The organism is Streptomyces odonnellii (assembly GCF_000981895.1).
Taxonomy (GTDB): domain Bacteria; phylum Actinomycetota; class Actinomycetes; order Streptomycetales; family Streptomycetaceae; genus Streptomyces; species Streptomyces odonnellii.
On record NZ_LATD01000327.1, the window covers coordinates 1 to 21,792 of the forward strand.

Annotated in this window: 18 protein-coding genes; 12 read left to right on the forward strand and 6 right to left on the reverse strand. The window is 69.3% G+C overall.

The annotated features are described in order from the left end of the window. The 3 genes from WH07_RS27795 to WH07_RS39985 all read right to left on the reverse strand — a co-directional run. On the reverse strand, positions 1-1,248 hold a 1,248-nt coding region (locus tag WH07_RS27795), incomplete at its 3' end, for a serine/threonine-protein kinase (protein WP_046505736.1). A gap of 332 nt (positions 1,249-1,580) precedes the next feature. Beyond that, complete coding sequence (locus WH07_RS40520) at positions 1,581-2,804, reverse strand: radical SAM protein (protein ID WP_046505739.1); 1,224 nt, start codon at positions 2,802-2,804, stop codon at positions 1,581-1,583. Next, a complete protein-coding gene (locus WH07_RS39985; protein ID WP_157877446.1) occupies positions 2,729-3,286 on the reverse strand; it encodes a hypothetical protein in 558 nt (185 codons plus the stop codon). The genes WH07_RS40520 and WH07_RS39985 overlap by 76 nt, the downstream gene beginning before the upstream one ends. Before the next feature lie 415 nt (positions 3,287-3,701). On the opposite strand from WH07_RS39985, the gene WH07_RS27810 reads away from it, so the two are divergent. Together WH07_RS27810 and WH07_RS27815 are read left to right on the forward strand one after the other, a co-directional pair. Further along, the gene (locus WH07_RS27810) at positions 3,702-4,955 is read left to right on the forward strand and encodes a geranylgeranyl reductase family protein (protein WP_232789079.1); all 1,254 of its coding nucleotides are present in this window, start codon (positions 3,702-3,704) and stop codon (positions 4,953-4,955) included. Between the two features lie 138 nt (positions 4,956-5,093). Continuing rightward, positions 5,094-6,254 (forward strand): alpha/beta hydrolase, encoded by a 1,161-nt coding sequence (locus tag WH07_RS27815; RefSeq protein WP_079023613.1) that lies wholly within the window; start codon positions 5,094-5,096, stop codon positions 6,252-6,254. A gap of 87 nt (positions 6,255-6,341) precedes the next feature. Here the strand turns inward: WH07_RS27815 and WH07_RS27820 are convergent, their stop codons facing one another. From WH07_RS27820 to WH07_RS27830, 3 genes are all read right to left on the reverse strand, one after another. Next, positions 6,342-6,668 (reverse strand): MiAMP1 family antimicrobial peptide, encoded by a 327-nt coding sequence (locus WH07_RS27820; protein WP_046505747.1) that lies wholly within the window; start codon positions 6,666-6,668, stop codon positions 6,342-6,344. Between the two features lie 89 nt (positions 6,669-6,757). After that, positions 6,758-7,849 carry a PP2C family protein-serine/threonine phosphatase gene (locus tag WH07_RS27825; RefSeq protein ID WP_046505748.1) on the reverse strand — a complete coding sequence of 364 codons (1,092 nt, stop codon included), beginning with the start codon at positions 7,847-7,849 and terminating at the stop codon, positions 6,758-6,760. 204 nt (positions 7,850-8,053) lie between these two features. Continuing rightward, positions 8,054-8,527, reverse strand: a complete 474-nt coding sequence (locus WH07_RS27830; RefSeq protein ID WP_046505750.1) for a nuclear transport factor 2 family protein — start codon at positions 8,525-8,527, stop codon at positions 8,054-8,056. 243 nt (positions 8,528-8,770) lie between these two features. Between WH07_RS27830 and WH07_RS27835 the strand changes: the two genes are divergently transcribed. The 10 genes from WH07_RS27835 to WH07_RS27880 form a co-directional block, all read left to right on the forward strand. Then, positions 8,771-9,472: an alpha/beta fold hydrolase gene (locus WH07_RS27835; RefSeq protein ID WP_046505753.1), complete on the forward strand. Its 702-nt coding sequence runs from the start codon at positions 8,771-8,773 to the stop codon at positions 9,470-9,472. A 195-nt stretch (positions 9,473-9,667) separates the two neighbouring features. Then, positions 9,668-10,711 (forward strand): SDR family oxidoreductase, encoded by a 1,044-nt coding sequence (locus WH07_RS27840; protein ID WP_046505755.1) that lies wholly within the window; start codon positions 9,668-9,670, stop codon positions 10,709-10,711. A 167-nt stretch (positions 10,712-10,878) separates the two neighbouring features. Further along, positions 10,879-11,832, forward strand: coding sequence for a ketopantoate reductase family protein (locus WH07_RS27845; protein WP_046505758.1), 954 nt, complete (start codon positions 10,879-10,881; stop codon positions 11,830-11,832). A 74-nt stretch (positions 11,833-11,906) separates the two neighbouring features. Next, entirely contained in the window at positions 11,907-12,410 is a 504-nt protein-coding gene (locus tag WH07_RS27850) for a hypothetical protein (protein ID WP_198533907.1), read from the forward strand. Between the two features lie 175 nt (positions 12,411-12,585). Beyond that, on the forward strand, positions 12,586-13,446 hold the full coding sequence (locus tag WH07_RS27855; protein WP_046505762.1) for a class II fructose-bisphosphate aldolase: 861 nt from the start codon (positions 12,586-12,588) through the stop codon (positions 13,444-13,446). Between the two features lie 4 nt (positions 13,447-13,450). Continuing rightward, positions 13,451-14,242, forward strand: coding sequence for an HAD-IA family hydrolase (locus WH07_RS27860; protein ID WP_046505764.1), 792 nt, complete (start codon positions 13,451-13,453; stop codon positions 14,240-14,242). A gap of 53 nt (positions 14,243-14,295) precedes the next feature. Next, positions 14,296-14,985, forward strand: coding sequence for a dihydroxyacetone kinase subunit DhaL (gene dhaL, locus WH07_RS27865; RefSeq protein WP_046505767.1), 690 nt, complete (start codon positions 14,296-14,298; stop codon positions 14,983-14,985). Between the two features lie 103 nt (positions 14,986-15,088). Further along, positions 15,089-16,084: a dihydroxyacetone kinase subunit DhaK gene (dhaK, locus tag WH07_RS27870; RefSeq protein WP_046505769.1), complete on the forward strand. Its 996-nt coding sequence runs from the start codon at positions 15,089-15,091 to the stop codon at positions 16,082-16,084. Between the two features lie 159 nt (positions 16,085-16,243). After that, positions 16,244-20,317 carry a discoidin domain-containing protein gene (locus WH07_RS27875; RefSeq protein ID WP_046505772.1) on the forward strand — a complete coding sequence of 1,358 codons (4,074 nt, stop codon included), beginning with the start codon at positions 16,244-16,246 and terminating at the stop codon, positions 20,315-20,317. A 238-nt stretch (positions 20,318-20,555) separates the two neighbouring features. After that, a partial coding sequence (locus tag WH07_RS27880) for a glycoside hydrolase family 71/99-like protein (RefSeq protein ID WP_046505774.1) occupies positions 20,556-21,792 on the forward strand: 1,237 nt, incomplete at its 3' end.

The following is a 21,792-nucleotide window of genomic DNA, read 5'->3' on the forward strand; positions in this document are numbered from 1 at the left end:
AGGTGTGCTGGTCCCGGCGGTAGCGCCGCCCGACGCGGAGGGGGAACCGCCGGTGGGTGCGCTGACGGCCGGCGAGGGACTCGCGGAGCCGGACGGCCCGGCGGATGTGGTGCCGGGCGTGGCTCCGGGGGTGGCTTCCGGGGCTGCGACCGGGCCCGCCGTGGTGACCGCCCGGACCGTCGTCCGTCCTCCCGGACTGTCTCCGACCGCCCCTGCCGCGACGGCGGCCACGGCGGCGATGATCAGTGCGACGGCGGTGGCCAGCGCTCCTCTCAGCCCGGGGTTCCAGCTCCGGGCGTGCCTCCCGCCCCGCGCGTCGTCCGGTCCGCCGTCGCCCAGTGTGGTCGTGGCGCGCGCGACGGTGCCCGCGGCCTGAGCCCCGCCGGAAGGGAACAGCAGCGGCAGAAGCGCGGCGAGGGCGGCGAGCCTGCGCTGACCGCGCTCCTCCCAGTCCGGCCCGTACGCCACCCCGGCGATCTCCTCCAGCTCCGCGACGAACGCGTCCGCGTTACGGGGCCGTTCCTGAGGCTCCTTGGCCAGACCCCGCCGGATCAGCGGCCGTACCGGTTCCGGCGCCTGCTCCTCGGGAACGGGCGCACCGACGTGCTGGAGCGCCAGCTCCGCGAAGTTCTCGCCGGAGAAGGGCTTGCGGCCCGTGAGACATTCGTAGAAGGTCGCGGTCGCCGCGTAGACATCGGCCGCGGGCGAGGCGGGCTCGCCGTTCCACTGCTCCGGCGCCATGTACGCGGGAGTTCCGGCCACGCCCGGAGTGCTGCCCCGGTCCGTCGCGATGCCGAAGTCGACCAGCTTGGACGAGCCGTCCAGGGCGACCAGCACGTTCTCCGGCTTGTAGTCGCGGTGGACGACACCCGCCCGGTGCGCGGCGGCCAGCCCCAGCAGCGAGCCCTTGAGCACCACGAGCGCCGCCTCCGGGCCGGTGGGCCCCTCCTGCCGCAGCAGCGCGCGCAGGGCGATCCCGTCGACCAGTTCCATCACGATGGCCGCGCCCCGGGGGGCCTCGACATATTCGTACAGCCCGACCACATACGGTGAGTCGAGGTCGCTGAGCAGGCGTGCCTCGGCCCGGAACCCCTGGAGAAAGCCGGAGTCGGCCCGCAGCCTCTCGCTCAGGTATTTGACGGCGACGGGTACGCCGGTGGCGTCATGGACGGCGAGGACGACGCGTCCGCTGCCACCCGAGCCCAGCTCACGGGACTCGGTGTATCCGGGGACGGACCAGGCGTTCACCTCGCGCCCCCGGCACCGGTCCGGTCGGAGGCGGACGCCTGTGCCGTGGCGGCCGGGCGCACCGCCGTGCCGCCGAAATCCGTGCTGATCATCGCGTTCCCCCCACGCGGTAGCCCCACACCCTGTCCCCAGGGCAGACACATTTCCGCCACGCCCGGTTCCCGCCCCGAGGCAATATGGCCCCTTGCCCGCCGGGACTTTTGAGGTTCCTGATAGCAGAGGTGAAGAGGGGTAAAATCGCAGATATGGGACCGCAGTCCGGGTCCCGGACGAGGGGCCCGGAGCGAACCCACGACCTCTAAGGGGTTCCCATGGCCGACACCGACTTCTACTCACGAGACCGGCCGGCACACCCTCGGCTTCCCGAGGACCGGCCACGCGGAGGGGGACCGAAGGTGTACGAGCACCACAAGATGCGGCGCACGACGATGCTCCTCATCGCCTTCGTCATCCTGGTGCTCGTGGGGATCCTGCTGTTCCCCTGACAACGCCCGAGAGCGGACCGTACACACTTGAGCGGCACGCCGTTCCGAGAGGTTCTCGACGGTGAGGTCCGCGGTCAGCTCCGGGGCGTAATTGGCGGCGATCTCACGGAAGCCGTCCAGCGTCCGTTCGTCCATCACCGGGGCGCCCGGCGAGGAGACGGGAACAGTCAAGTAGCTGCGGACACGCCCGAGATCGTGGGCGTGCCGGCTCATGTCGACGGCGTAGTGGTTCACGAGGAGCCGCATCTCCGGGTCCTCGTGGGAGATCTCGTTGGCGAGCGTCTCGAAGCCGAGGTTCAGGAACTGGTCGGGCTCGTCGAGCAGCCGCTGATGGGCCGGGGAGCCCTTCCAGCCCTTACGGTTCCAGTTGGCGTTGCCGGGGATCTCGTTCTTCGCGGGGAAACCGCGGTACTCGGAGGACGGGAAGGTCTCCAGCAGCAGCCCGCACAGCGCGCGCGTCTCCGCCAAGGTCTCCGGGGTCTCCTCGGGAATGCCGAACACATAGAGGATCTCCGGTGTCAGACCGTTCTCCTCCATGTGCTGGAACGCGGTGACCAGATCGGATCGCAGGGTGTCGGCATGCTTGCGCATCGCCCGCAGCACCTCGACGGAGGCCGCGCCGTCGGCACCGAATCCGAAACGGTTGAAGCCCGCCTCCAGCACCAGATCGCGCACATGGTCCGAACTCATCGCGGCGTTGTACGAGTCGGCGCGGGTCAGCGCGTGCAGATCGATGTGCAGCCCGGGGTGCCGCTCCTTCAGCTCGACGATGGACTCCAGTTGTCCGGTGAGCAGCTCCAGATCGCCGCCCGGCAGGGCCTGTTGGAAGAAGTCCAGCGAGCTGCAGTACAGATCCAGGGTCGTGAGCCCGAAGCGCTCGGCGAGTTGGCAGGCCGTGTCGAGGTGGGCCCGTACGTTGAAGAACGTCTCGCGCTTCCGCGTCTGTGCCCCGCAGAAGCTGCACCCGAACATGCACCCCTGGCTGAACGGCAGCGTCATCTCGTGGGTGAGATAGACACGCAGATCGGACTCGGGGATCCGGTCGAGCTGGCGCCGCAGATCGATGTCCATCGCCCCGGGCAGCGCGGACAGCGCCTGGCGGTCGGTCTTCTGAGAGCCGGGGAGATCCGCCCGAACTCCTCCCGGGAGAGTTTTTCTATGCCCTGCCCGCCGATGTGCAGACGCTCGGCGGGCACCCCGCGGTCAACGGTGAGATAGCGGTGGACATGGGCGGCCGGGGCGATGTTCTGGGCGCCCATGACCGCGATCCCGTACGAGTCGTACCCCTCCAGGTCCGGGGCCTCGCGCAGATCGTGGAGCTGGCAGTCGAACAGCGTTGGTTCCGCTATCCCGTGTCGCTCCATCAACTCGGCCGCGTACAAGGGCGCGACGGGCAGGAACGGCAGCCGGTCGGGGGCGAAGGGGATGTCCCGGGCGAGGTAGTCGTCGTGCACGTACGGCGGATGGATCATCAGAGTCCGTCCGCTCGGCAGACCCGTACCGCCGGGCCGGACCGGGGTGGGTAAGAGGATGTTCAGGGGCGAAGAGGCCATGTCCGCCTTCCAGGGGGTGGGCCGGTGCTTCGGGAAGATGTCTCGCAGCAGCGGCATCGAGCCCTGACCGGCCTCAGTGCCGTGGTGCCCGTAAAACGATGGTCGGTGCGGACGGCGGGGCCGTACAGAATCCTTTCGGCCATCGGGAGGCCGAGCCCGCGGTCGGGTCCCGGGCCGAGCCCGGCTCGGCGGCGGAGCAGCGGTCCGGCGGTCGGCCGGACCACCGGGCCAGGTTCCGTGTCCGCCCGTACTGACCGATGATGACGTGCAGGGGTGCCGTCACCGGCGCCGCATCGGCTGTCCCATGCCCCATGCCCCATGTCAGGAAGGTGCCCCTGTGAGCGAAGCAAATCAGGAAACAAAAGGAACAAGGGAAACAGAACCGGACAGTCACACCCCGCGGGAGGAAGCCGATGTGATCGTGGTCGGCGCGGGGCCCGCCGGCTCGTCCGCCGCCTTCCACCTGGCCAGGGCGGGCGTCGACGTCCTGCTGCTGGAGAAGTCGGACTTCCCGCGGGAGAAGGTGTGCGGAGACGGTCTGACCCCGCGGGCCGTGCACCAGCTCATCCGGATGGGTATCGACATCAACGCCCCGGGCTGGATGCGCTCCCGCGGTATGCGGTGGGTGAAGGGGGATCGCCAAGTCCACATCGACTGGCCGGGCCTGGGCCGGTACCCGGATTTCGGGCTCTCGCGCAGCCGGCACGACTTCGACGACATCCTGGCCCGCCACGCGGTCGCGGCTGGAGCCCGGCTGCGCACCGGAGTGAAGGTGACCGATCCTGTACTGGACCGCGCGGGCCGGGTCACCGGCGTCGCTGCGAAGTCCACGGCACAGGAGCCGGTGGAGTACCGCGCTCCGATCGTGATCGCCGCCGACGGCGCCTCCGCCCGGCTCGCCCTCGCGATGGGCCTCCAGCGCGACAGGAACAGACAGATCGCGACAGCCGCCCGCCGCTACTACCGCAGCCCCGAACGTTCCCAGGACGAGTATCTGGAACTCTGGGCCGACCTCCGCTTCCCGGGGACCGACCGCTATCTGCCCGGATACGGCTGGATCTTCCCGATGGGCGACGGCCGGGTCAATGTGGGCCTCGGCGCGCTGCCCCACCGGCGGTACGGAAACGCTGGCCTGCGCACTGCGCTGGACGAGTGGCTGGCCCGTACCCCGGACGCATGGGGACTGCGCGAGGAGAACGCCGAGGGCCCGGTCCGCAGCGCGGCCCTGCCCCTGGGCTTCAACCGCCATCCGCTCTACACCCGGGGGCTTCTGCTGGCCGGCGACTCGGGAGGCATGATCAGCCCCTGGAACGGTGAGGGCATCGGCCAGGCCATGGAAGCCGGCGAGGTCGCGGCCGAGAGCGTGACACTCGCCCTGGCCCTCCCGCGAGGACCGAGGCGCGAACGCGCGCTTCACCACTACCCCGTCGAGATGAACCGCCGCTGGGGGCGCTACTACCGTCTCGGCAACGCCGCCGCCGACCTCGTCTTCAGCCGTTCGGGCTTCCAGCCGGTCCTGAACCGCTCGGTGATGGGCTCGCCCTTTCTGCTCAACACACTCGCCCGGCTGCTCGCCAACCTCACCGACAATCCCTCGCGCGACATGATCGACCACCTGCTCAACACGGTCGTACGCCTCGTCCCGGCACCCGCGGTACGCCGCCGCTGATCCTTTGACGACCCCTCGGCCGGCGCGCGGTTCCGGGACCGGCCGGGGGCGACTCGTTTGGGCCAGCCGGGCGTGCCACGCGACCACCCCAGCCCCAAGCTGATCGCCAAGGCCCACTCCTTCCGGAAAGGACGTGCCATGGCTTCATCCATACCCAAGGGTTCCCGGCACAGGGCCCGCTGCGGCCTGGTCGCGACGGTCACCGCCGCGGCCGCCACGCTCAGCGCCTGCGCCGGACCCGCGGCCGGCCCGGCGGGATCCGTCGTCGGCCGTCCCGGTACCGCCGCCGACCAGGCCGCGTTCCCGTACGCTCCCTGCGGCAACCCGCCGGTGAAGCTGGAGCCCCAGGCGCAGGAGTTCCTGAACGAACTCGCCGCCGCCGACGGGACACCGCTGTACGACCTGTCGTACGCGGCGGCACGCGAGGTGCTCAACAAACTCCAGGCGGGCCCCGTCGACAAGCTGCCCGCGGAGATCACCGAACGGACCGTCCCCGGCGGCCCGACAGGACCCGTGTCCATCCGGATCGTCCGCCCGCCCGGAGTGAAGGGCCCGCTGCCCGGGATCATCTACAACCACGGCGGCGGCTGGGTCCTCGGCAACGCGCAGACCCACGACCGGCTCGTACGCCAGATCGCCGACGGCGCCCGCGCGGCGGTGATCTTCGTCAACTACACGCCGTCCCCCGAGGCGCAGTTCCCCGTACCGGTCCAGCAGTCCTACGCCGTCGCCGACTGGGTCTCGCGCCACGGCGCCGAGATCAACGTCGACTCCTCCCGGCTCGCCATCGCCGGTGACTCGGTCGGCGGCAACATGACCGCGGCCGTCACCCTGATGGCCAAGGAGCGCGGCGGGCCTAAGTTCCTCCAGCAGGTGCTGCTCTACCCCGTTGTCGACGCGCGCTTCGACACAGCGTCGTACGAACGGTTCGCCGAGGGCTGCTGGCTCACCCGGCCCGCGATGGAGTGGTTCTGGAATGCCTACGCCCCGGACATCGGGTCCCGCAGCCAGCCGCTGGCCTCACCGCTCAACGCCACGGTCGAGCAGCTCCGGGGCCTGCCGAAGGCACTGGTGATCACCGACTCCGACGTGCTGCTCGACGGCGCCAACGCCTACGCGGCGAAGCTGCGTTCCGCCGGGGTTCCCGTCACCAACACCCACTACGGGGCGATCACCCACGACTTCATGATGCTCAACGCGCTGGCGGACACCAAGTCCGCCAAGGCCGCCGTCGCGGAGACCGCCAAGACACTGCGGGCCGCCCTGTACGGCAAGGGCGCCGCGTCCGAGACGAAGTAGCGCCCGCGCCGACGCGCGCCCCGGCCCCCCTCGCCGTCCTTCCGCGACGTGCGAAGGGGCCGGGGCAGACGCTGTCGGAGGCGGCCGTCAGCAGTGGATCTCGATGCTCCGCCAGCCGAACGACGCGTTCCGCTCCGAGTCGCCCCGGAACTTGTAGTGCCCGTGCCCTCTCGGGCAGTCGCGGTCGTTGTACATCGTGGCGTCCTGGCCACGGTGGTCGAAGTAGTAGGAGGCACGCTTGCCCTCGGCCAGATTGCTGCATCCGCAGGCCCGGATGTGCTGGGGCTGCCCCTTCTGATTGGACAGCGGATAGCCGTACCAGTCGCTCGCCAGCGCGGCTCCCGAGCCCAGGGCCAGTACGGCGGACGTCACGGCCGAGATGACAGTGGTGCGCAGGGTGTGACGGTTACGCATGACAACTCCTCTGGTTGACCGGAAGCGATCGGCTGCTGTGCGCTCCCATGTGAACACGAGGTGTCATCGGTGTGCGAACGGAACGAGGCTCAGGGGAATCCGCCCGCTATGGTGACGCGCTGGGCGACCAGGGCCGCGAGATCGTCCATATGGGCGCCCGAGACATACGTGAGGATGTCCTGGTGGAGGTCGTCCAGGAGCTGACGGGGCGGGGCGAAGGCCCACTGCCGGACGCGCTGCGTGAGCGGGTAGAAGCTCCCCGCGCGGTTACGGGTCTCGCTCACACCGTCGGTGTACAGCAGCAGGCGGTCGCCGACGGCGAACGGGATGATGTCGACCTGGTAGTGATCGCCGAGCAGCGCGGCCATGTTCATGGGCGCCGACGGCCGGCTGGGCTCCACCTCGCGCACCTCACCGCGGTGCAGCAGCAGCGGCGGGGGATGCCCGCAGTTCACCACACGTGCGACGGGCGCGCCGACGGGAATCTCGACCAGCACGATGGTCACGAACCGCTCCAGCACGTCCTCGCTGGGCACATGGTCGCAGTACCGGTTGATGCTGGTCTCCAGCCGCCGCGCCAGCGCCGGCAGGTCCGGCGCGTCCTGCACGAACACCCGGAACGAGCTGAGGATCACCGAGGCGGCCTCGACCGCGGGAAGCCCCTTGCCGCGTACGTCGCCGACGATCAGCCGCACCCCGTACGGGGTCTGCCGCGCCTCGTAGAAGTCGCCGCCGATCCGGGCGTGCGCGGCGGCGGCCTGGTAGAGCACCTCGATGCCGATCTGGCCGAGGCGCGTGGGAACCGGGCGCAGCAGCACCTGTTGCGCGGTCTCGGCGACGGCGCGGACCTCGGCGAGGGTGCGCTCGCGGTTCTGCCGTACGCGGCTGGCGTACGCGGCGGCCAGGGTGATGGCCGCGATCGCGATCAGGGTGAAGACGCCCGGAGTCTGGTTCAGGTTGTGCTCGGTGGCCAGGCCGAGGGCGGTGTCGGCCACCATGGCCAGCAGCCCGATGGCCAGCGTGCCGCCCACCGGGAACATGGCCGCGGCCAGCGCCGGCGCCACCCCCAGCAGGCGGTTGAACTGCAGATGGGGGGTGAGAACGGCCGCCACCGTGATCACCACGATCGCCAGCAGCGGCGTGAGGAGCGCAGGCTCGAACGGCCGGCCCTCTGCTCGCATCCGTCGCGTAAGCAGCTTCGGCGCGAACAGGAGCCTGAACGAGCGAGCTGGATGAATGGGAGATTCCTCTCTTTTCGATGCATTTCAGGTAACTGATACTTTTCGGTGCGGGAGTCCAATAGTCAAGGCCCGAATTCCGGCACCCTGAGTGACCGCCTTTGACGCATTGTTCAGTGCGTGCTCTTCGTGACGCGGTGTCCGGAGTCAGAGACCGAGGTCGCTCAGCCCCGGATGGTCGTCCGGGCGCCGGCCCAGCGGCCAGTGGTATTTGCGCTCGGATTCCTTGATCGGCAGATCATTGATGCACGCGTAACGGTGATGCATCAGACCGTTCTCGTCGAAGTGCCAGTTCTCGTTGCCGTACGAGCGGTACCAGTTCCCGGAATCGTCATGGCACTCATAGGCGAAGCGCACGGCGATACGGTCACCGTCGAAGGCCCAGAGTTCCTTGATCAGCCGGTAGTCCAGCTCGCGCCTCCATTTGCGGGTGAGGAAGGCGATGATCTCGTCGCGGCCGTTCTGGAACTCGGACCGGTTGCGCCAGTGCGAATCGACGGTGTACCCGAGCGCGACCTTCTCGGCGTCGCGCGTGTTCCAGGCGTCTTCCGCCCCGCGGACCTTCTGGATGGCGGTTTCCCGGGTGAAGGGGGGCAGGGGAGGGCGCTGTTCGGAGTTCATTCTGTCTCCAGGAGTCGGAGTCGGGAGTCGGAGTCGCGCCGGCGTGCTGGCCGTGCGTTGGCCTGGTGAGCCGGCCCCGGAAGGGGGCCGCTTGCCCGGGCCGCCGCGCTCGGCGGCGTGGTGTCTCCATTGGCCCATACGCCCCGAACCGGCTCTCCGCGCCGCGCGCGACGGGTAACCCGTACGGCATGCGGGCGCGGGAAGCCGGGGTGCGTTGTCAGATCCTCGCGCTACGTTTCGACCATGGCTGAATTCGTGTTGGCAGCAGGCGCGTGGCTCGGATCCTGGGCGTGGGACGAGGTGGTGCCCGAGCTGCGCGCGGCCGGGCACGGCACCCACCCCGTGACGCTGTCCGGCCTCGGCGACAGACAGGGTGTGCCGGCCGGACAGCAGACCCATGTCCAGGACATAGTCGAGGAGGTGGAGCGGCACGATCTGCGCGAGGTCGTGCTCGTGGGGCACAGCTACTCGGGCATCCCGGTCGGCCAGGCCGCGGAACGGATCGGCGACCGGCTGGCCCGTATCGTCTTCGTCGACTCCGTGGTTCCGGTCGACGGCGAGTCGTTCGCCTCCGGCTGGTGGCAGGGCCGGGCGGCTTTCGAGGCCGCCCTCGCGGAGAACGGCGGCTTCTGGGCACCCCTGACCGCGGCCGAATATGCGGGGCAGGGCTTCACCGACGAGCAGATCGTCCGGATCGTCGGCGGCACGACACCGCACCCGGGCGCCACCCTGACCGAACCGGCCGTCCTGGCACGCCCGCTCGGTGAGCTTCCGGCGACCTACATAAAGTGCCTGCTCGACGGCCCCGAGCCGGACGAGGAAGTGACCCGGCTGCTGACCAGCGACCGGTGGCGGCTGGTGAAGATGAACACCGGACACTGGCCGATGTTCTCCCAGCCGCACGAGCTGGCGCGGATCCTGCACCGGGAGGCCACCGAATCCTGAGGGGGCGTTCTCCGTTCCTCGTGTTCGTTCTCCCGGGCTTCCACCCTCGTAACCCTGGTAGTGGCAGGGACAGGGACGTCGCCCGGGTCGCGCCTACGGTGAGTGGCAGGCAAACCGCCGATGAACTGGGCCTTTGCCCCAGTGCAGCGGCCTGTTCGCCTGCGACCACCGAACGAACGAGACCCCGAGGACGACATGAACGGCGAGACGATACTGGTGACCGGCGGATCCGGCTTCCTGGCCACGCGCTGCATCGCGCAGGCACTGGAGGCCGGATACCGCGTCCGTACTTCCGTGCGCACGCCGGAGCGGGAGGCCGGGGTACGACAAGACCTCAAGGCCGCGGGCATCGAGGCCGGGGACGCGCTGGGCTTCGTCGCCGCCGATCCGACCTCGGACGACGGCTGGCCCGAGGCGGTCGCGGGCTGCGACTACGTCCTGCACGTCGCCTCGCCCTTCTACCCGGTCCTGCCGGAGAACGAGGAGGAACTGATCGTGCCCGCGCGGGAGGGAACGCTACGGGTGCTGCGCGCGGCGCGGGACGCGGGGGTCCGCCGTACCGTCGTCACCTCGTCCTTCGCGGCCGTCGGGTACGGCCACCCGGACACGGACCGGCCGTTCACCGAGGAGGACTGGACGGACGTCGAGGGCGGCATCGCCCCGTACATCAAGTCCAAGGCGCTGGCCGAACGGGCGGCCTGGGACTTCATGGCCCGCGAAGGCGGAGCGATGGTACTGTCGGTCGTCAACCCGGTGGGTATCTTCGGGCCGGTGCTGGGGCCTGACCTCTCCGGCTCCATCGGCCTGATCAAGGCGCTGATGGACGGCGACATGCCCGGCACTCCGCGCATGTACTTCGCGGTCGTCGACGTACGCGACACCGCCGATCTCCATCTGCGGGCGATGACCAGCCCGGACGCGGCCGGTCAGCGCTTTCTGGCCGCCGCGGGGGAGCCCGTTTCCCTCCACGACATCGCTCTCATCCTGCGTGAACGTCTGGGAGAGCGGGCCCACCGCGTGCCGACCGAGATCCTTCCTGACGAGGTGGTCCGCCAGGCCGCCGAGCACAACCCCGCCATGCGCGAGGCCGCCGGCAATCTGGGCAGCATCCGTCGTGTGAGCAATGAGAAGGCCCGCCGGGTCCTCGGATGGAACCCGCGCTCCAACGAGGACACGGTGACAGCCACCGCGGAGAGCCTGAGCGCTTTGGGCCTGCTCAAGGACGCCCGGCGGCACTGAGCCTTGTGCGCGGTGGTCACTGATCAACGTGTCGGGTGTCGGAGCGGCCGGGGCCGCCGTCGGCCGTTCCGCTCGATGGCGGGTCAGCCCGCGCCGGGGATCTCGCCGTCGGATACCTTCGCCCGCGTAGCAGCCGATGATCACTCCTCGCGCGAAAGGCTCACGACATGAAGATCCTCATCGCGGGGGCGGGCGCCGTCGGCGGCATGGTCGGCGCCTGTCTCACCGAGAACGGCCGCGACGTCACCTTCCTTGTCCGGCCCGCCCGCGCGGAGCAGCTCCGGGAGCACGGTCTCCGTATCACCGACGGCCGGAGCACCCGGACGGTACGGCCGGACGTGGCCACCGCCGATCAGCTCACCGCGCCGTACGACCTGGTCCTGCTCGCGGTGAAGGCCGACGCCCTGCCCCAGGTGATGGACGACATCGCACCGGCCGTCGGAGCCGACACGGTCGTCATGCCGTTCCTCAACGGGATGCGGCATGTCGACGCACTCACCGGACGGTTCGGGACCGCGGTGATCGGCGGTGTCATCAGGGTCGCCGTCCAGCTCGACGACCACGGCACGATCGTGCGGCTGGCCCCCGCCATCGAGATCGAGACGGGTGAACTGGACGGTTCGGGCAGTGCCCGGCTCGACCGGGTCGTCGAGGCGTTCGCCGTCCCCGGTATCGAGGTGCGCGGTCGGAACGACATCATCGACGCGATGTGGGCCAAGTGGGTCTTCATCGCCGCCATCGGCGCGGTGACCTCGCTGATGCGCGCTCCGGTGGGGGACATCGTCGCGGTGCCGGGAGGGACGGCCTTCGCGGAAGGGGTCCTGGTCGAAGCGGCCGCTGTCGCCCGGGCGGCGGGCCATCCGGTGGCGGAGCAGGACCTGGCGGGCACCCGGAGCACCCTGACGGCCACCGGATCGCCGATGACGTCTTCCATGTCGCGGGACCTCGCCGAGGGCCGGCACACGGAAGTGGACAGTGTGCTCGGCGACCTGTGCGACCGCGCGCGAGTCCTCGGCGTCGCCACGCCCCTCACCGATCTCGCCGTACTCGCGCTGCGCGTCCACAACCGCCGTGTCCTGCAAGCGGCCGGAGAAGGTGCCGGACACTCCGACGGCTCGTAACGTGATGAAGGGCGCTCTCGAAGAGATCGGCCGACATCATGACCATCACCGCACCACACGCCACACAACACACCATGACCCGCCTCGACATCCCGACCGGGATGGGCTTCGACGAGTTCCGGCGAAGCTTCGAACAGGCCGCCCCGGTCTTCGACATGGCCGCGACGCGCCGTATCACCGACACCGGCGGCACCTGGGACGACGTACGGACGGCCATCGGCGCCCAGGCACCGTACGACCTGCTGATCTTCGCCTCCGTCGACGGCACGTCGCTGATGGCGCCCGCGGGGCACCACACCAAGGCCGTCGAGTATCTGCTCGGCAACCATGTGATCGCGGAGAGGATGTTCCGCCACAGCCCCATGCCCCTGCTGTACGCGCCACTGCGGATCCTGGTCCACGGCGACGCCTCCGACATGGCCGTCTTCACTCTCGACCAGCCCAGCACGGTCTTCGCGGGCATCGGCATTCCGCAGGTCAGCGAGGTGGGCGTGGAACTGGACCGCAAGGTGGCGGGTCTGCTCCGCGGAATCGGAGTCGAGCCGCCCCGCGCACTCACCGACTCCACGGCGCGCTAAGCTCGTTTGGATCTTGCTGGGCTCGCGTGCCCTGGCCACCTGGGCCGCCACCCACCGGGGCCGCCACGGCTGAGTGGCGGCGCCCGGCCGACTGGCGTCGAATGGACTTGGAGCGTCCGGCCCTCGCCCCAGGGCCGGACGGCCATTGGGGTGAGCCCGAGCCCAGGAGTCCGCCGTGTCCGTCGTACCGCTGACCGACATCCTGTCCGACGCCTTCAAAGAGCGTTACGGCGTGCCGGCCATCAATATCTTCAACGATCTCACCTTGGAGGCGGTCCTCGCGGCCGCGGTGGAGAAGTCGTCACCCCTGATCGTGCAGACATCCGTCAAGACGGTCAGATCGATCGGCAGCGATGTCCTGTACGCCATGTGGACGTCCATGACGGCGGGTATCGAGGTGCCGGTCACCCTGCATCTCGATCACTGTCCGGAGCGCGAGGTCATCACCGAGTGCCTGCGACGGGGCTGGAATTCCGTACTCTTCGACGCCTCGCGTCTGCCGGTGAAGGAGAACATGCGGCAGACGGTCGAGGTCGTCGCCGAGGCCCGCTCGTACGGCGCCCATGTCGAGGGCGAGATCGAATCCATCACGGGTGTGGAGGACGACATCGGCACCGACAAGGCAGCTGCCCAGCAGGACTTGGACGTGGCGCTGGAATTCCTCGCGACAACCCATGTGGATGTCTTCGCACCCGCGATCGGAAACGCCCACGGCACCTACAAGCGTGCGCCGGTGCTGGACTTCCAGCGGGTCTCCGACATTGTTGCGGCGCACCCGCTGCCGATCGCGCTCCATGGCGGCAGCGGACTGTCCGACGAGCAGTTCCACGACCTCATTGCCCGGGGCTGCGCGAAGGTCAATATCTCCACCGCCCTCAAAGAGACATTCATGAAGTCGAGTCTGGCTTTCCTCGAATCGGCCGCGGAGAAGCAGAAATGGGATCCGCCCGCCCTGTTCCGTTCCGTCCGCCAGGATGTGATCGGAATGGCGGGCTCGCTCATGACGCTGTTCGGCAGCGCCGGACGGGCCGGGTGACACCATGCCCGCTCTTGTCTTCGACTGCGACGGCGTACTCGCCGACACCGAGCGCTACGGGCATCTGCCCGCGTTCAACCAGACCTTCCGGGAATTCGGTCTGCCCGTGCGCTGGAGCGACAGCGAATATGCCGGGAGAGTGAAGGTCGGCGGGGGAAAGGAGCGGATGAAGACGCTCCTCACCCCTCGTTTCATCGCCGCGGCCGGACTGCCCAGTGACACCGACGCGCTCGATCAGCAGATCGCGAGATGGCACCGGCGCAAGACCGAGGTGTACACGGGGATCATCCGGAGCGGCACCATTCCGCCCCGGCCCGGGGTTCGGCGGATCGCCGCCGAGGCCGACGCCGCCGGATGGACCCTGGCCGTCGCCTCCACCTCGGCGGAGCCCGCCGTGCGGAGTGTGCTGGAACTCGCCATGGGGCCCGAACTCGCCGCGCGCTTCGCCGTGTTCGCCGGGGACATCGTCCCGCGCAAGAAGCCGGCCCCGGACATCTATCTGTACGCGCTGGACCAACTCGGTCTCGGCCCGTCGGGCGTGGTCGTGATCGAGGACAGCCGGAACGGAATGCTGTCGGCGCTGGACGCGGGTCTCGGGTGCGTCGTCACACCCAGCGCCTACACCGGCGACGAGGACTTCACCGGCGCGCTGCTCGTCGTGTCGTCCCTCGGCGACCCCGCGCCCCAGGAGACCGCCACGGAAGTGCTGAGCGATCCTCTCGGCGCGGACCCGCGTCCTTTCGTCCGGCTCGCCGATCTCGAATTCCTGCTCTCCGCCGCCCCTGGCGCGAAGTGACACGGGGCCGAACAGGCCAGTCGGACAGGCCGCACAGGCCGGACAGGAGCGACATGTCAGCGACATCACCGACAGCGGGCAGCGAATCGACGGGGAACAGCGATCTGGAGTTCGTCGTCAGGACCATCGCGCAGACCGCGGTGGACAACGAACGCGAATTCGGCGAACTCGACGCCGTCGTGGGCGACGGCGACTTCGGATACTCGCTCGCGCGCGGCTTCGAGATCGTACTCGCCGACTGGGACACCTTCGACCGCAGCTCCCCGTCGGCCTTTCTGAAGAAAGTGGCCCTCGTGATCTCCAAACGCGTGGGCGGGACATCGGGGCCGTTGTGGGGCACCGCGTTCCTCCGGGCGGCCGGAGCCATCAGTGACCGGGCCGAACTGGACGGTACGGACGCGGTCGCCATGTTGCGCGCCGCCGCCGAGGGCATCAAGGTACGCGGCAGATCGGATCTCGGCGACAAGACACTGCTGGACGCGCTGATCCCGATGACCGACGCGCTGGAGGAGGAGATCCGGGCCGTACGGACCGGCGGTGGCGCGGTGGCGGATCCCGTGCGGCTCGCGCGGGTCGCGGCCTCGGCCGCGCGTACCGCCGCCGACGCGACCACCCCGATGCTGGCGAGACGCGGCCGGCCCAGCTACACGGGCGAGCGCAGCATCGGCTCGCCCGACGCGGGGGCCGTGGCCATCGCGGTCATCGCGGAGCGCATCGCCGACGAATGGGCGCGGCGTACCTGACCCGTTCCGAGACCCAGTCCGCATCTTTCCCGTTGCCACCCCACTTCCTCCGTGCCTCAACACCCCTCCCGTGCCTCAGCGTCGAGACCTTGGAGCGACTCCGATGAAGAAGTTCGTCAATGACCCGAAGAACTACGTGCCCGAGATGCTGCAAGGGCTGGCCCTGGCCAACCCCGACAGCCTCCGATACGTCCCCGAGTACAACCTGATCATGCGCGCCGACGCGCCGCGCGCGGACAAGGTCTCCCTCGTCCAGGGCTCCGGATCCGGACACGAACCGGCCCATGTCATGAGCGTGGGCCGGGGAATGCTCGACGCCGCGTGTCCCGGGGACGTCTTCGCCGCGCCGCCCACCGACTACGTGTACGAGACGGTCAAGCTGGTCGCGTCCCCGAAGGGCGTGCTGCTGCTGGTCAACAACTACACAGGTGACCGTATGGCGTTCGAGATGGCCGAGGAACTCGCCGAGGCCGACGGAATCACCGTCCGTACGCTGGCCATTGACGACGACGTGTCGGTACAGGACTCGACGTACACGGTCGGGCGGCGGGGAGTGGCGGGCAACTTCTTCGTGATGAAGGCCGTGGGGGCGGCGGCCGAGCGCGGAGCCGACCTCGGCGAGGTCTATCGGATCGGTGCGAAGGTCAACTCCGTCACCCGCACCATGGGGATGGCGCTCACGGCCTGCACCCCGCCGGCCAAGGGGTCCCCGCTGTTCGAACTGCCCGATGACGAGATCGAGATGGGCGTGGGGATCCACGGTGAGCCGGGGCGGCGGCGCGAGAAGCTGCGGCCCGCGGACGAGATGGTGCGGGAACTGGTCACGGCGGTAGTCGACGACCTCCCGTACACCTCGGGTGACGGTGTGGCCCTGATGGTCAACGGCCTGGGCGGCACCCCCATCGGCGAGTTGTATCTCGTGTACGGCCTGGCGCACCGGCAACTCGCCGAGCGCGGTATCGAGATTCGCCGGAGCTATGTGGGCGAGTACTGCACCTCACTGGACATGGCGGGCGCCTCGATCACCCTGGTCCGCCTGGACGACGAGATCTCGGATCTGCTGGCCGCTCCGGCGGAGATCCCGCTCCGGGTGTTCTGAAGCCCTCCGACCGCTCCCAACCGCTCCCTTTGGTTCCCCTGGCAGAAATCTGCCGTACCTCTTGACAGGCCGGGCAGGGCGCACCACGATCTGACATCGTTGTCATTCGGTTACTGGTTCACCATTCTGTGGCAGCGTGCCTGATCGGAGCTTCTGTTGATGTCTGTCCCGCCCTCACCGCCGTCCCGTCGCACCGTTCTTGGCGCAGGCTCCACTCTGCTGGCCGGATTTGGTCTGGGGATGGTGCTGCCCGCCCAAAGTCATGCCGCGACCGAGGGCATCCCGGCCGCCGCCCGGACCAAGGGCGAGCTTGCCGCGTACCGCCCCGTGACCGTCTCCTCCACCGATTACGCGCCGACGCCCGCGCGGTTCGTGGTGGACCGTCTCGACTCCGCCGGGGTGCGCGGATCCGGATGGCGGGCGGCGGACGGGGACCCGCAGTGGATCTCCGTCGACCTCCAGGGCGTGTGCGAGGTCGAGTCGCTGCGGCTCGTCTTCGAGGCGACCGCCGACGATCCGCCGTACACCGACGCCCCCGGCGGCAATCCGCGCGACCGCACCACGGGTCAGGAGATCCTCTCCAGTTGCGCCGTCGTGTTCGAGATCGAGGTCTCGCGGGACAACCGGTCCTGGACGCGGGTGCACCGTACGGATTCCGGGCGGGGCGGGGTCGTGGAGATCGCGCTGCCGAAGCCGGTCACCGCTCGCTGGGTGCGGATGACCGTACACAAGCGGTCCAACGCCAACCCGCTGGGCCTCAACGGTTTCCAGGTGTACGGCGTGAGCCGCGGCGCCCGCCCGGAGAGCACCGGATGGACGGACTGGGGGACCCGGCGGCGCGAGGTCGAGCCCCTGAAGGTCGCCGCCGACGGGACCGTACCGCTGGAGTCCGGCTGGGACCTGACCATGGACGACTGGGCGGGCGGCGACGGCGCCGCGCTGTCCAGGACCGCGGTGGACACGAGTGCCTGGCTGCCCGCGACCGTACCGGGCACCGTGGTCACCTCGCTCGTCGACCAGGGCCACCTGCCCGATCCCGTCGCCGGGCTGAACAACCTCCAAATCCCCGAGGCGCTCTCCCGCCACGCCTGGTGGTACCGGCGCCGCTTCCGGCTCCCGCGCGGCTTCGACAGCGGCCGTGGCCGACGGGTCTGGCTGGAGTTCGACGGCATCAACCACGAGGCCGAGATCTGGCTGAACGGCACCAAGACCGCGACTCAGACCTTCCCCTTCGCCCGTGGTTCGTACGATGTGACCGAGCTGCTGGCCGGGGCCGACGAGCACGCCCTCGCGGTACGCATCAGCCCGATGCCGTTCCCCGGCAGCCCGGCCGACAAGGGGCCCGAAGGCCTGGCCTGGGTGGACGCCGGCGCGACGACGATGAACCGCAATTCGCCCACGTATCTCGCCTCTTCCGGCTGGGACTGGATGCCGGCCGTACGCGACAGGGCCGCCGGGATCTGGAATCACGTACGTTTGCGCTCCACCGGCGATGCCGTGATCGGTGATCCGCGTGTGGACACCACACTGCCGGATCTGCCGGACACCCGCTCCGCTGAGCTGACGGTCGTGGTTCCGGTCCGCAACGCCGCGACCGCCGACAAGCGTGTCACGGTCTCGGCGTCCTTCGGCCGGGTCAAGGTCTCGCAGTCCGTCACGGTGCCCGCCGGCGGCTCGGCCGATGTCACGTTCACCCCTGCGACCCATCCGGAGCTGCGGCTCCGTGATCCGGAGCTGTGGTGGCCCAATGGTTATGGCGAGGCGAATCTCCACGATCTCACGCTGGTGGCGTCGGTTGACGGTCGCGAGAGCGACCGGCGCGCGACCCGTTTCGGCATACGGCAGTTCGGTTACGAGTACGATATTCCGCTGACGTTCCAGTCCGCGTCCGATTCGTATGCGGAGACCGTGGATTTCGCCCCGCAGACCGCCCGTTACCTGCGGGTGCTGTGCCGGACGCGTGCCACCGACTGGGGTTCGTCGATGTGGAGCCTCGCGGTGATGGACAGCTCCCGGGCGGACACCGATCTGGCGCTCGGCAAGCCGGCCCTCGCGTCCACCGTGGACGATCCCGGTAACGCCGCGGGCAATGTGACGGACGGGAATCCGCGGACGCGGTGGTCGTCGTCGTTCGAGGACGATCAGTGGGTACGGGTGGACCTCGGTTCGGCCGTGCGGTTCGACCGCGCGGTGATCACGTGGGAGCGGGCCTACGCGAAGACCTTCGCGATCGAGGTGTCCGCCGACGGCGACTCGTGGACCGAGGTGAAGGCGGTCGACCACTCCGCCGTACCGCTGCCGTTCACGGGCGGCAGCGCGAGCCTCCAGACCACCGAGTTCGCCGCTCAGACGGCAAGCCATGTGCGGGTGCTGTGCACCAAGAGGGCGACGAGCTGGGGCTGTTCGATGTGGAGCCTGTCCGTGGTGGACAGCGGCCGTCCGGACACGGACCTGGCGCTGCGCAAGAACGCGACCGCTTCGTCCTCGGAGAGCGGCAGCGGGGCGGGCAACGCGGTGGACGGGAACGGCTCGACGCGCTGGTCCTCGGAGTACCGCGACGGCGAGTGGATCCAGGTCGATCTCGGTGAGCGGGTTTCCTTCGACCGGGTCGCGATCGTCTGGGAGTCCGCGTACGCCGCCGCGTACACCATCCAGGTCTCCGACGACGGCGAGTCGTGGCGCGATGTGACCTCCGTCGACAACGCGACCGTGCCGTTGAAGATCAGTGTCAACGGCGTCCGGGTGTTCTGCCGGGGCGGTAACTGGGGCTGGGACGAACTGGCACGGCGCATGCCCGCGGCGCGTATGGACGCGGCGGTCCGGATGCACCGGGACATGAACTTCACGATGATCCGCAACTGGGTGGCGAGCAGCAACCGCGAGGAGTTCTACGCCAGTTGTGACGAGCACGGGATCCTCGTGTGGAACGACTTCCCCAACGCCTGGGCCATGGACCCTCCGGACCACGACGCGTTCAACGGCCTCGCCCGGGACACCGTACGGCGCTACCGGATCCACCCCAGCGTTGTGGTGTGGTGTGGTGCCAACGAGGGCAATCCGCCGGAGGCGATCGACACCGGGATGCGGGAGGCGGTCAAGGCGGAGGCGCCCGGGCTGCTGTACCAGAACAACTCGGCGGGCGGGATCGTGTCCGGCGGCGGCCCGTACGGCTGGGTGGAGCCGAAGGCGTACTTCTCGTCCTCGACGTACGGCGGCGGTGTGTACGGCTTCCACACCGAGATCGGCATGCCCACGGTGTCCACGGCGGAGACCATGCGCAATCTCGTGGGCGACGGACCGGAGTGGCCGATCGGCGGTGCGTGGTTCTACCACGACTGGAGCACCCGCGGGAATCAGGCGCCGCAGAACTACCAGGCGGCGATCGAGGCGCGGCTCGGCACGGCGAAGGGTCTCGACGACTTCTGCCGGAAGGCGCAGTTCGTCAACTACGAGAACACACGGGCCATGTTCGAGGCGTGGAACGCGCGGCTGTGGGACGACGCGAGCGGTCTGATGCTGTGGATGTCGCATCCTGCCTGGTACAGCACGGTGTGGCAGACGTACGACTACGACTTCGACGTCAACGGCACGTACTACGGCGCCCGGACGGCGTGCGAGACCCTGCATGTGCAGGCGGACCCGAACGACTGGCGTGTGATGGCGGTCAATCACACACCGCGTGACATCCCGGGTGCGGTGGTGACGGCGCGGTGTTACGGGCTCGACGGCCGCCGGATCGGTGCGGAGAAGCGGCAGAAGACGGACCTGAAGGCCTCGGCGACCACCCGGGCGTTCACGGCCGATGTGACCGGGGACCTGCCGGCGTTCCATCTGCTGCGGCTGACCCTCACGGACGCGCGCGGGCGTGTGCTGTCGGAGAACACCTACTGGCGTTACCGCGAGCCGGGGGACATGCGGGCCCTCAACTCGGTCCGTACGACAAAGGTGTCCGTGGATCCGGGCCGGGTCAGCAGGTCGGGCGAGCGCAGGGAGCTGACCGCGCGGGTGCACAACCGGGGGTCGTCCGTCGCGGCGATGGTCAGGCTGTCGCTGCGGGACGCGCGGACCGGTGAGCGGGTGCTGCCGGCCCTGTACGGCGACAACTATCTGTGGCTGCTGCCCGACGAGTCCCGGACGGTCACGGTGTCCTGGCCGGCCGAGGCGCTTGCTTCGGGGCAGCCGCGGCTGTCGCTCGACGGGTACAACGTGCCGGCTGTCTCCGCGAACGCCTGATCCGCGGCTGCCGTACCGCCGGCAGCCGCTGTGACCGATTGCCGTTTTCCCCAGGTTTCCGCACCCGTTCTGAGCAGTAATTTCATGGAACTTGTCGGATCCTGACGTCGGTCGGTCGATAAATTTCGGTTCCTCGTCTTGCTCATGGCCTTCCGTGTCCCTACGTTGAGTGGCGTTCGCACCACGCGCGCCGGGACGTAGGGACACGGACCGGACCGAGCCGATTGCGAGGAATCCCATGGCCGTTTCCCGACGGACCGTCATCGCGTCCGCACTGGCAGGTGCCGGTGCGGCTGTGGGCCTGGGGGCCCAGGCCCAGAGCGCACAGGCGGCGGCCTCCCCGCCGGGAGATGTCGTCGGCAAGATCACCGTCGGCTACCAGGGCTGGTTCGCCTGCTCCGGCGACGGCGCGCCGATCAACGGCTGGTGGCACTGGTCGCAGAACTGGGGCCAGTCGCCCTCCCCGACCAACACCGCGATCGTGAGCTGGCCCGACGTACGCGATTACACCCACACCTACCGGACGGCCTATCCGGCGCTCGGCAGCGGTCAGCCGGCCACGCTGTTCTCCTCGTACGACCAGCAGACCGTCGACACCCACTTCTCGTGGATGCAGCAGTACGGCATGGACACCGCCGCCCTCCAGCGCTTCAACCCGAACGGCGGTGAGGGCGCGACCCGGGACGCGATGGCGGCGAAGGTGCGCAGCGCCGCCGAGAAGTACGGGCGGAAGTTCTACATCATGTACGACGCCACCGCCTGGACGAACATGCAGCCGGAGATGAAGGCGGACTGGCTGGCCAAGATGCAGGCGTACACCGCGTCGCCCGCCTATGCACGGCAGAACGGCAAGCCGGTGGTGGGCATTTGGGGATTCGGCTTCAACGAGCCCAACAAGACGTGGTCCGCGCCGGTGTGCCTCGATGTCGTCAACTGGTTCAAGGCGCAGGGCTGTTACGTGATGGGCGGGGTGCCCACCCACTGGCGGAGCGGCAACGAGGACTCACGGCCCGGGTACCTGGACGTGTACCACGCCTTCGACATGCTCTCGCCGTGGATGGTCGGCCGGATCGGGAACGTCGCGGGCGCGGACAACTTCTACGCCAACGTCAACTCGCCCGACCAGGCGCACTGCGACGCCCACGGCATCGACTACCAGCCCTGCGTCCTTCCCGGCGACCTTCAGTCGGGGCACCGTTCGCACGGCGATTTCATGTGGCGGCAGTTCTACAACATGTGCCGGCTCGGAGTCGCGGGGATCTACATCTCGATGTTCGACGAGTTCAACGAGGGCAACCAGATCGCGAAGACCGCCGAGAACTCCTCGCAGATTCCGGTGGGTTCGGGAATCCGGGCGCTGGACGAGGACGGTACGGCCTGCTCGTCGGACTACTATCTGCGGCTCACCGGGGACGGCGGGCGGATGCTGAAGGGCGAACTGGCCCTGACCCCGGTCCGCCCCACCCCCTGTCGCG

Coding starts and splice junctions, on each gene's coding strand:
- WH07_RS27815 (WP_079023613.1), top strand. CDS start 5,094: ATGGCTTCATCCATACCCAAGGGTTCCCGGCACAGGGCCCGCTGCGGC.
- WH07_RS27830 (WP_046505750.1), bottom strand. CDS start 8,527: ATGAACTCCGAACAGCGCCCTCCCCTGCCCCCCTTCACCCGGGAAACC.
- WH07_RS27825 (WP_046505748.1), bottom strand. CDS start 7,849: ATGCGAGCAGAGGGCCGGCCGTTCGAGCCTGCGCTCCTCACGCCGCTG.
- WH07_RS27875 (WP_046505772.1), top strand. CDS start 16,244: ATGTCTGTCCCGCCCTCACCGCCGTCCCGTCGCACCGTTCTTGGCGCA.
- WH07_RS27840 (WP_046505755.1), top strand. CDS start 9,668: ATGAACGGCGAGACGATACTGGTGACCGGCGGATCCGGCTTCCTGGCC.
- WH07_RS39985 (WP_157877446.1), bottom strand. CDS start 3,286: ATGGCCTCTTCGCCCCTGAACATCCTCTTACCCACCCCGGTCCGGCCC.
- WH07_RS27850 (WP_198533907.1), top strand. CDS start 11,907: ATGACCCGCCTCGACATCCCGACCGGGATGGGCTTCGACGAGTTCCGG.
- WH07_RS27860 (WP_046505764.1), top strand. CDS start 13,451: ATGCCCGCTCTTGTCTTCGACTGCGACGGCGTACTCGCCGACACCGAG.
- WH07_RS27835 (WP_046505753.1), top strand. CDS start 8,771: ATGGCTGAATTCGTGTTGGCAGCAGGCGCGTGGCTCGGATCCTGGGCG.
- dhaK (WP_046505769.1), top strand. CDS start 15,089: ATGAAGAAGTTCGTCAATGACCCGAAGAACTACGTGCCCGAGATGCTG.
- WH07_RS27820 (WP_046505747.1), bottom strand. CDS start 6,668: ATGCGTAACCGTCACACCCTGCGCACCACTGTCATCTCGGCCGTGACG.
- WH07_RS40520 (WP_046505739.1), bottom strand. CDS start 2,804: ATGGACATCGATCTGCGGCGCCAGCTCGACCGGATCCCCGAGTCCGAT.
- dhaL (WP_046505767.1), top strand. CDS start 14,296: ATGTCAGCGACATCACCGACAGCGGGCAGCGAATCGACGGGGAACAGC.
- WH07_RS27845 (WP_046505758.1), top strand. CDS start 10,879: ATGAAGATCCTCATCGCGGGGGCGGGCGCCGTCGGCGGCATGGTCGGC.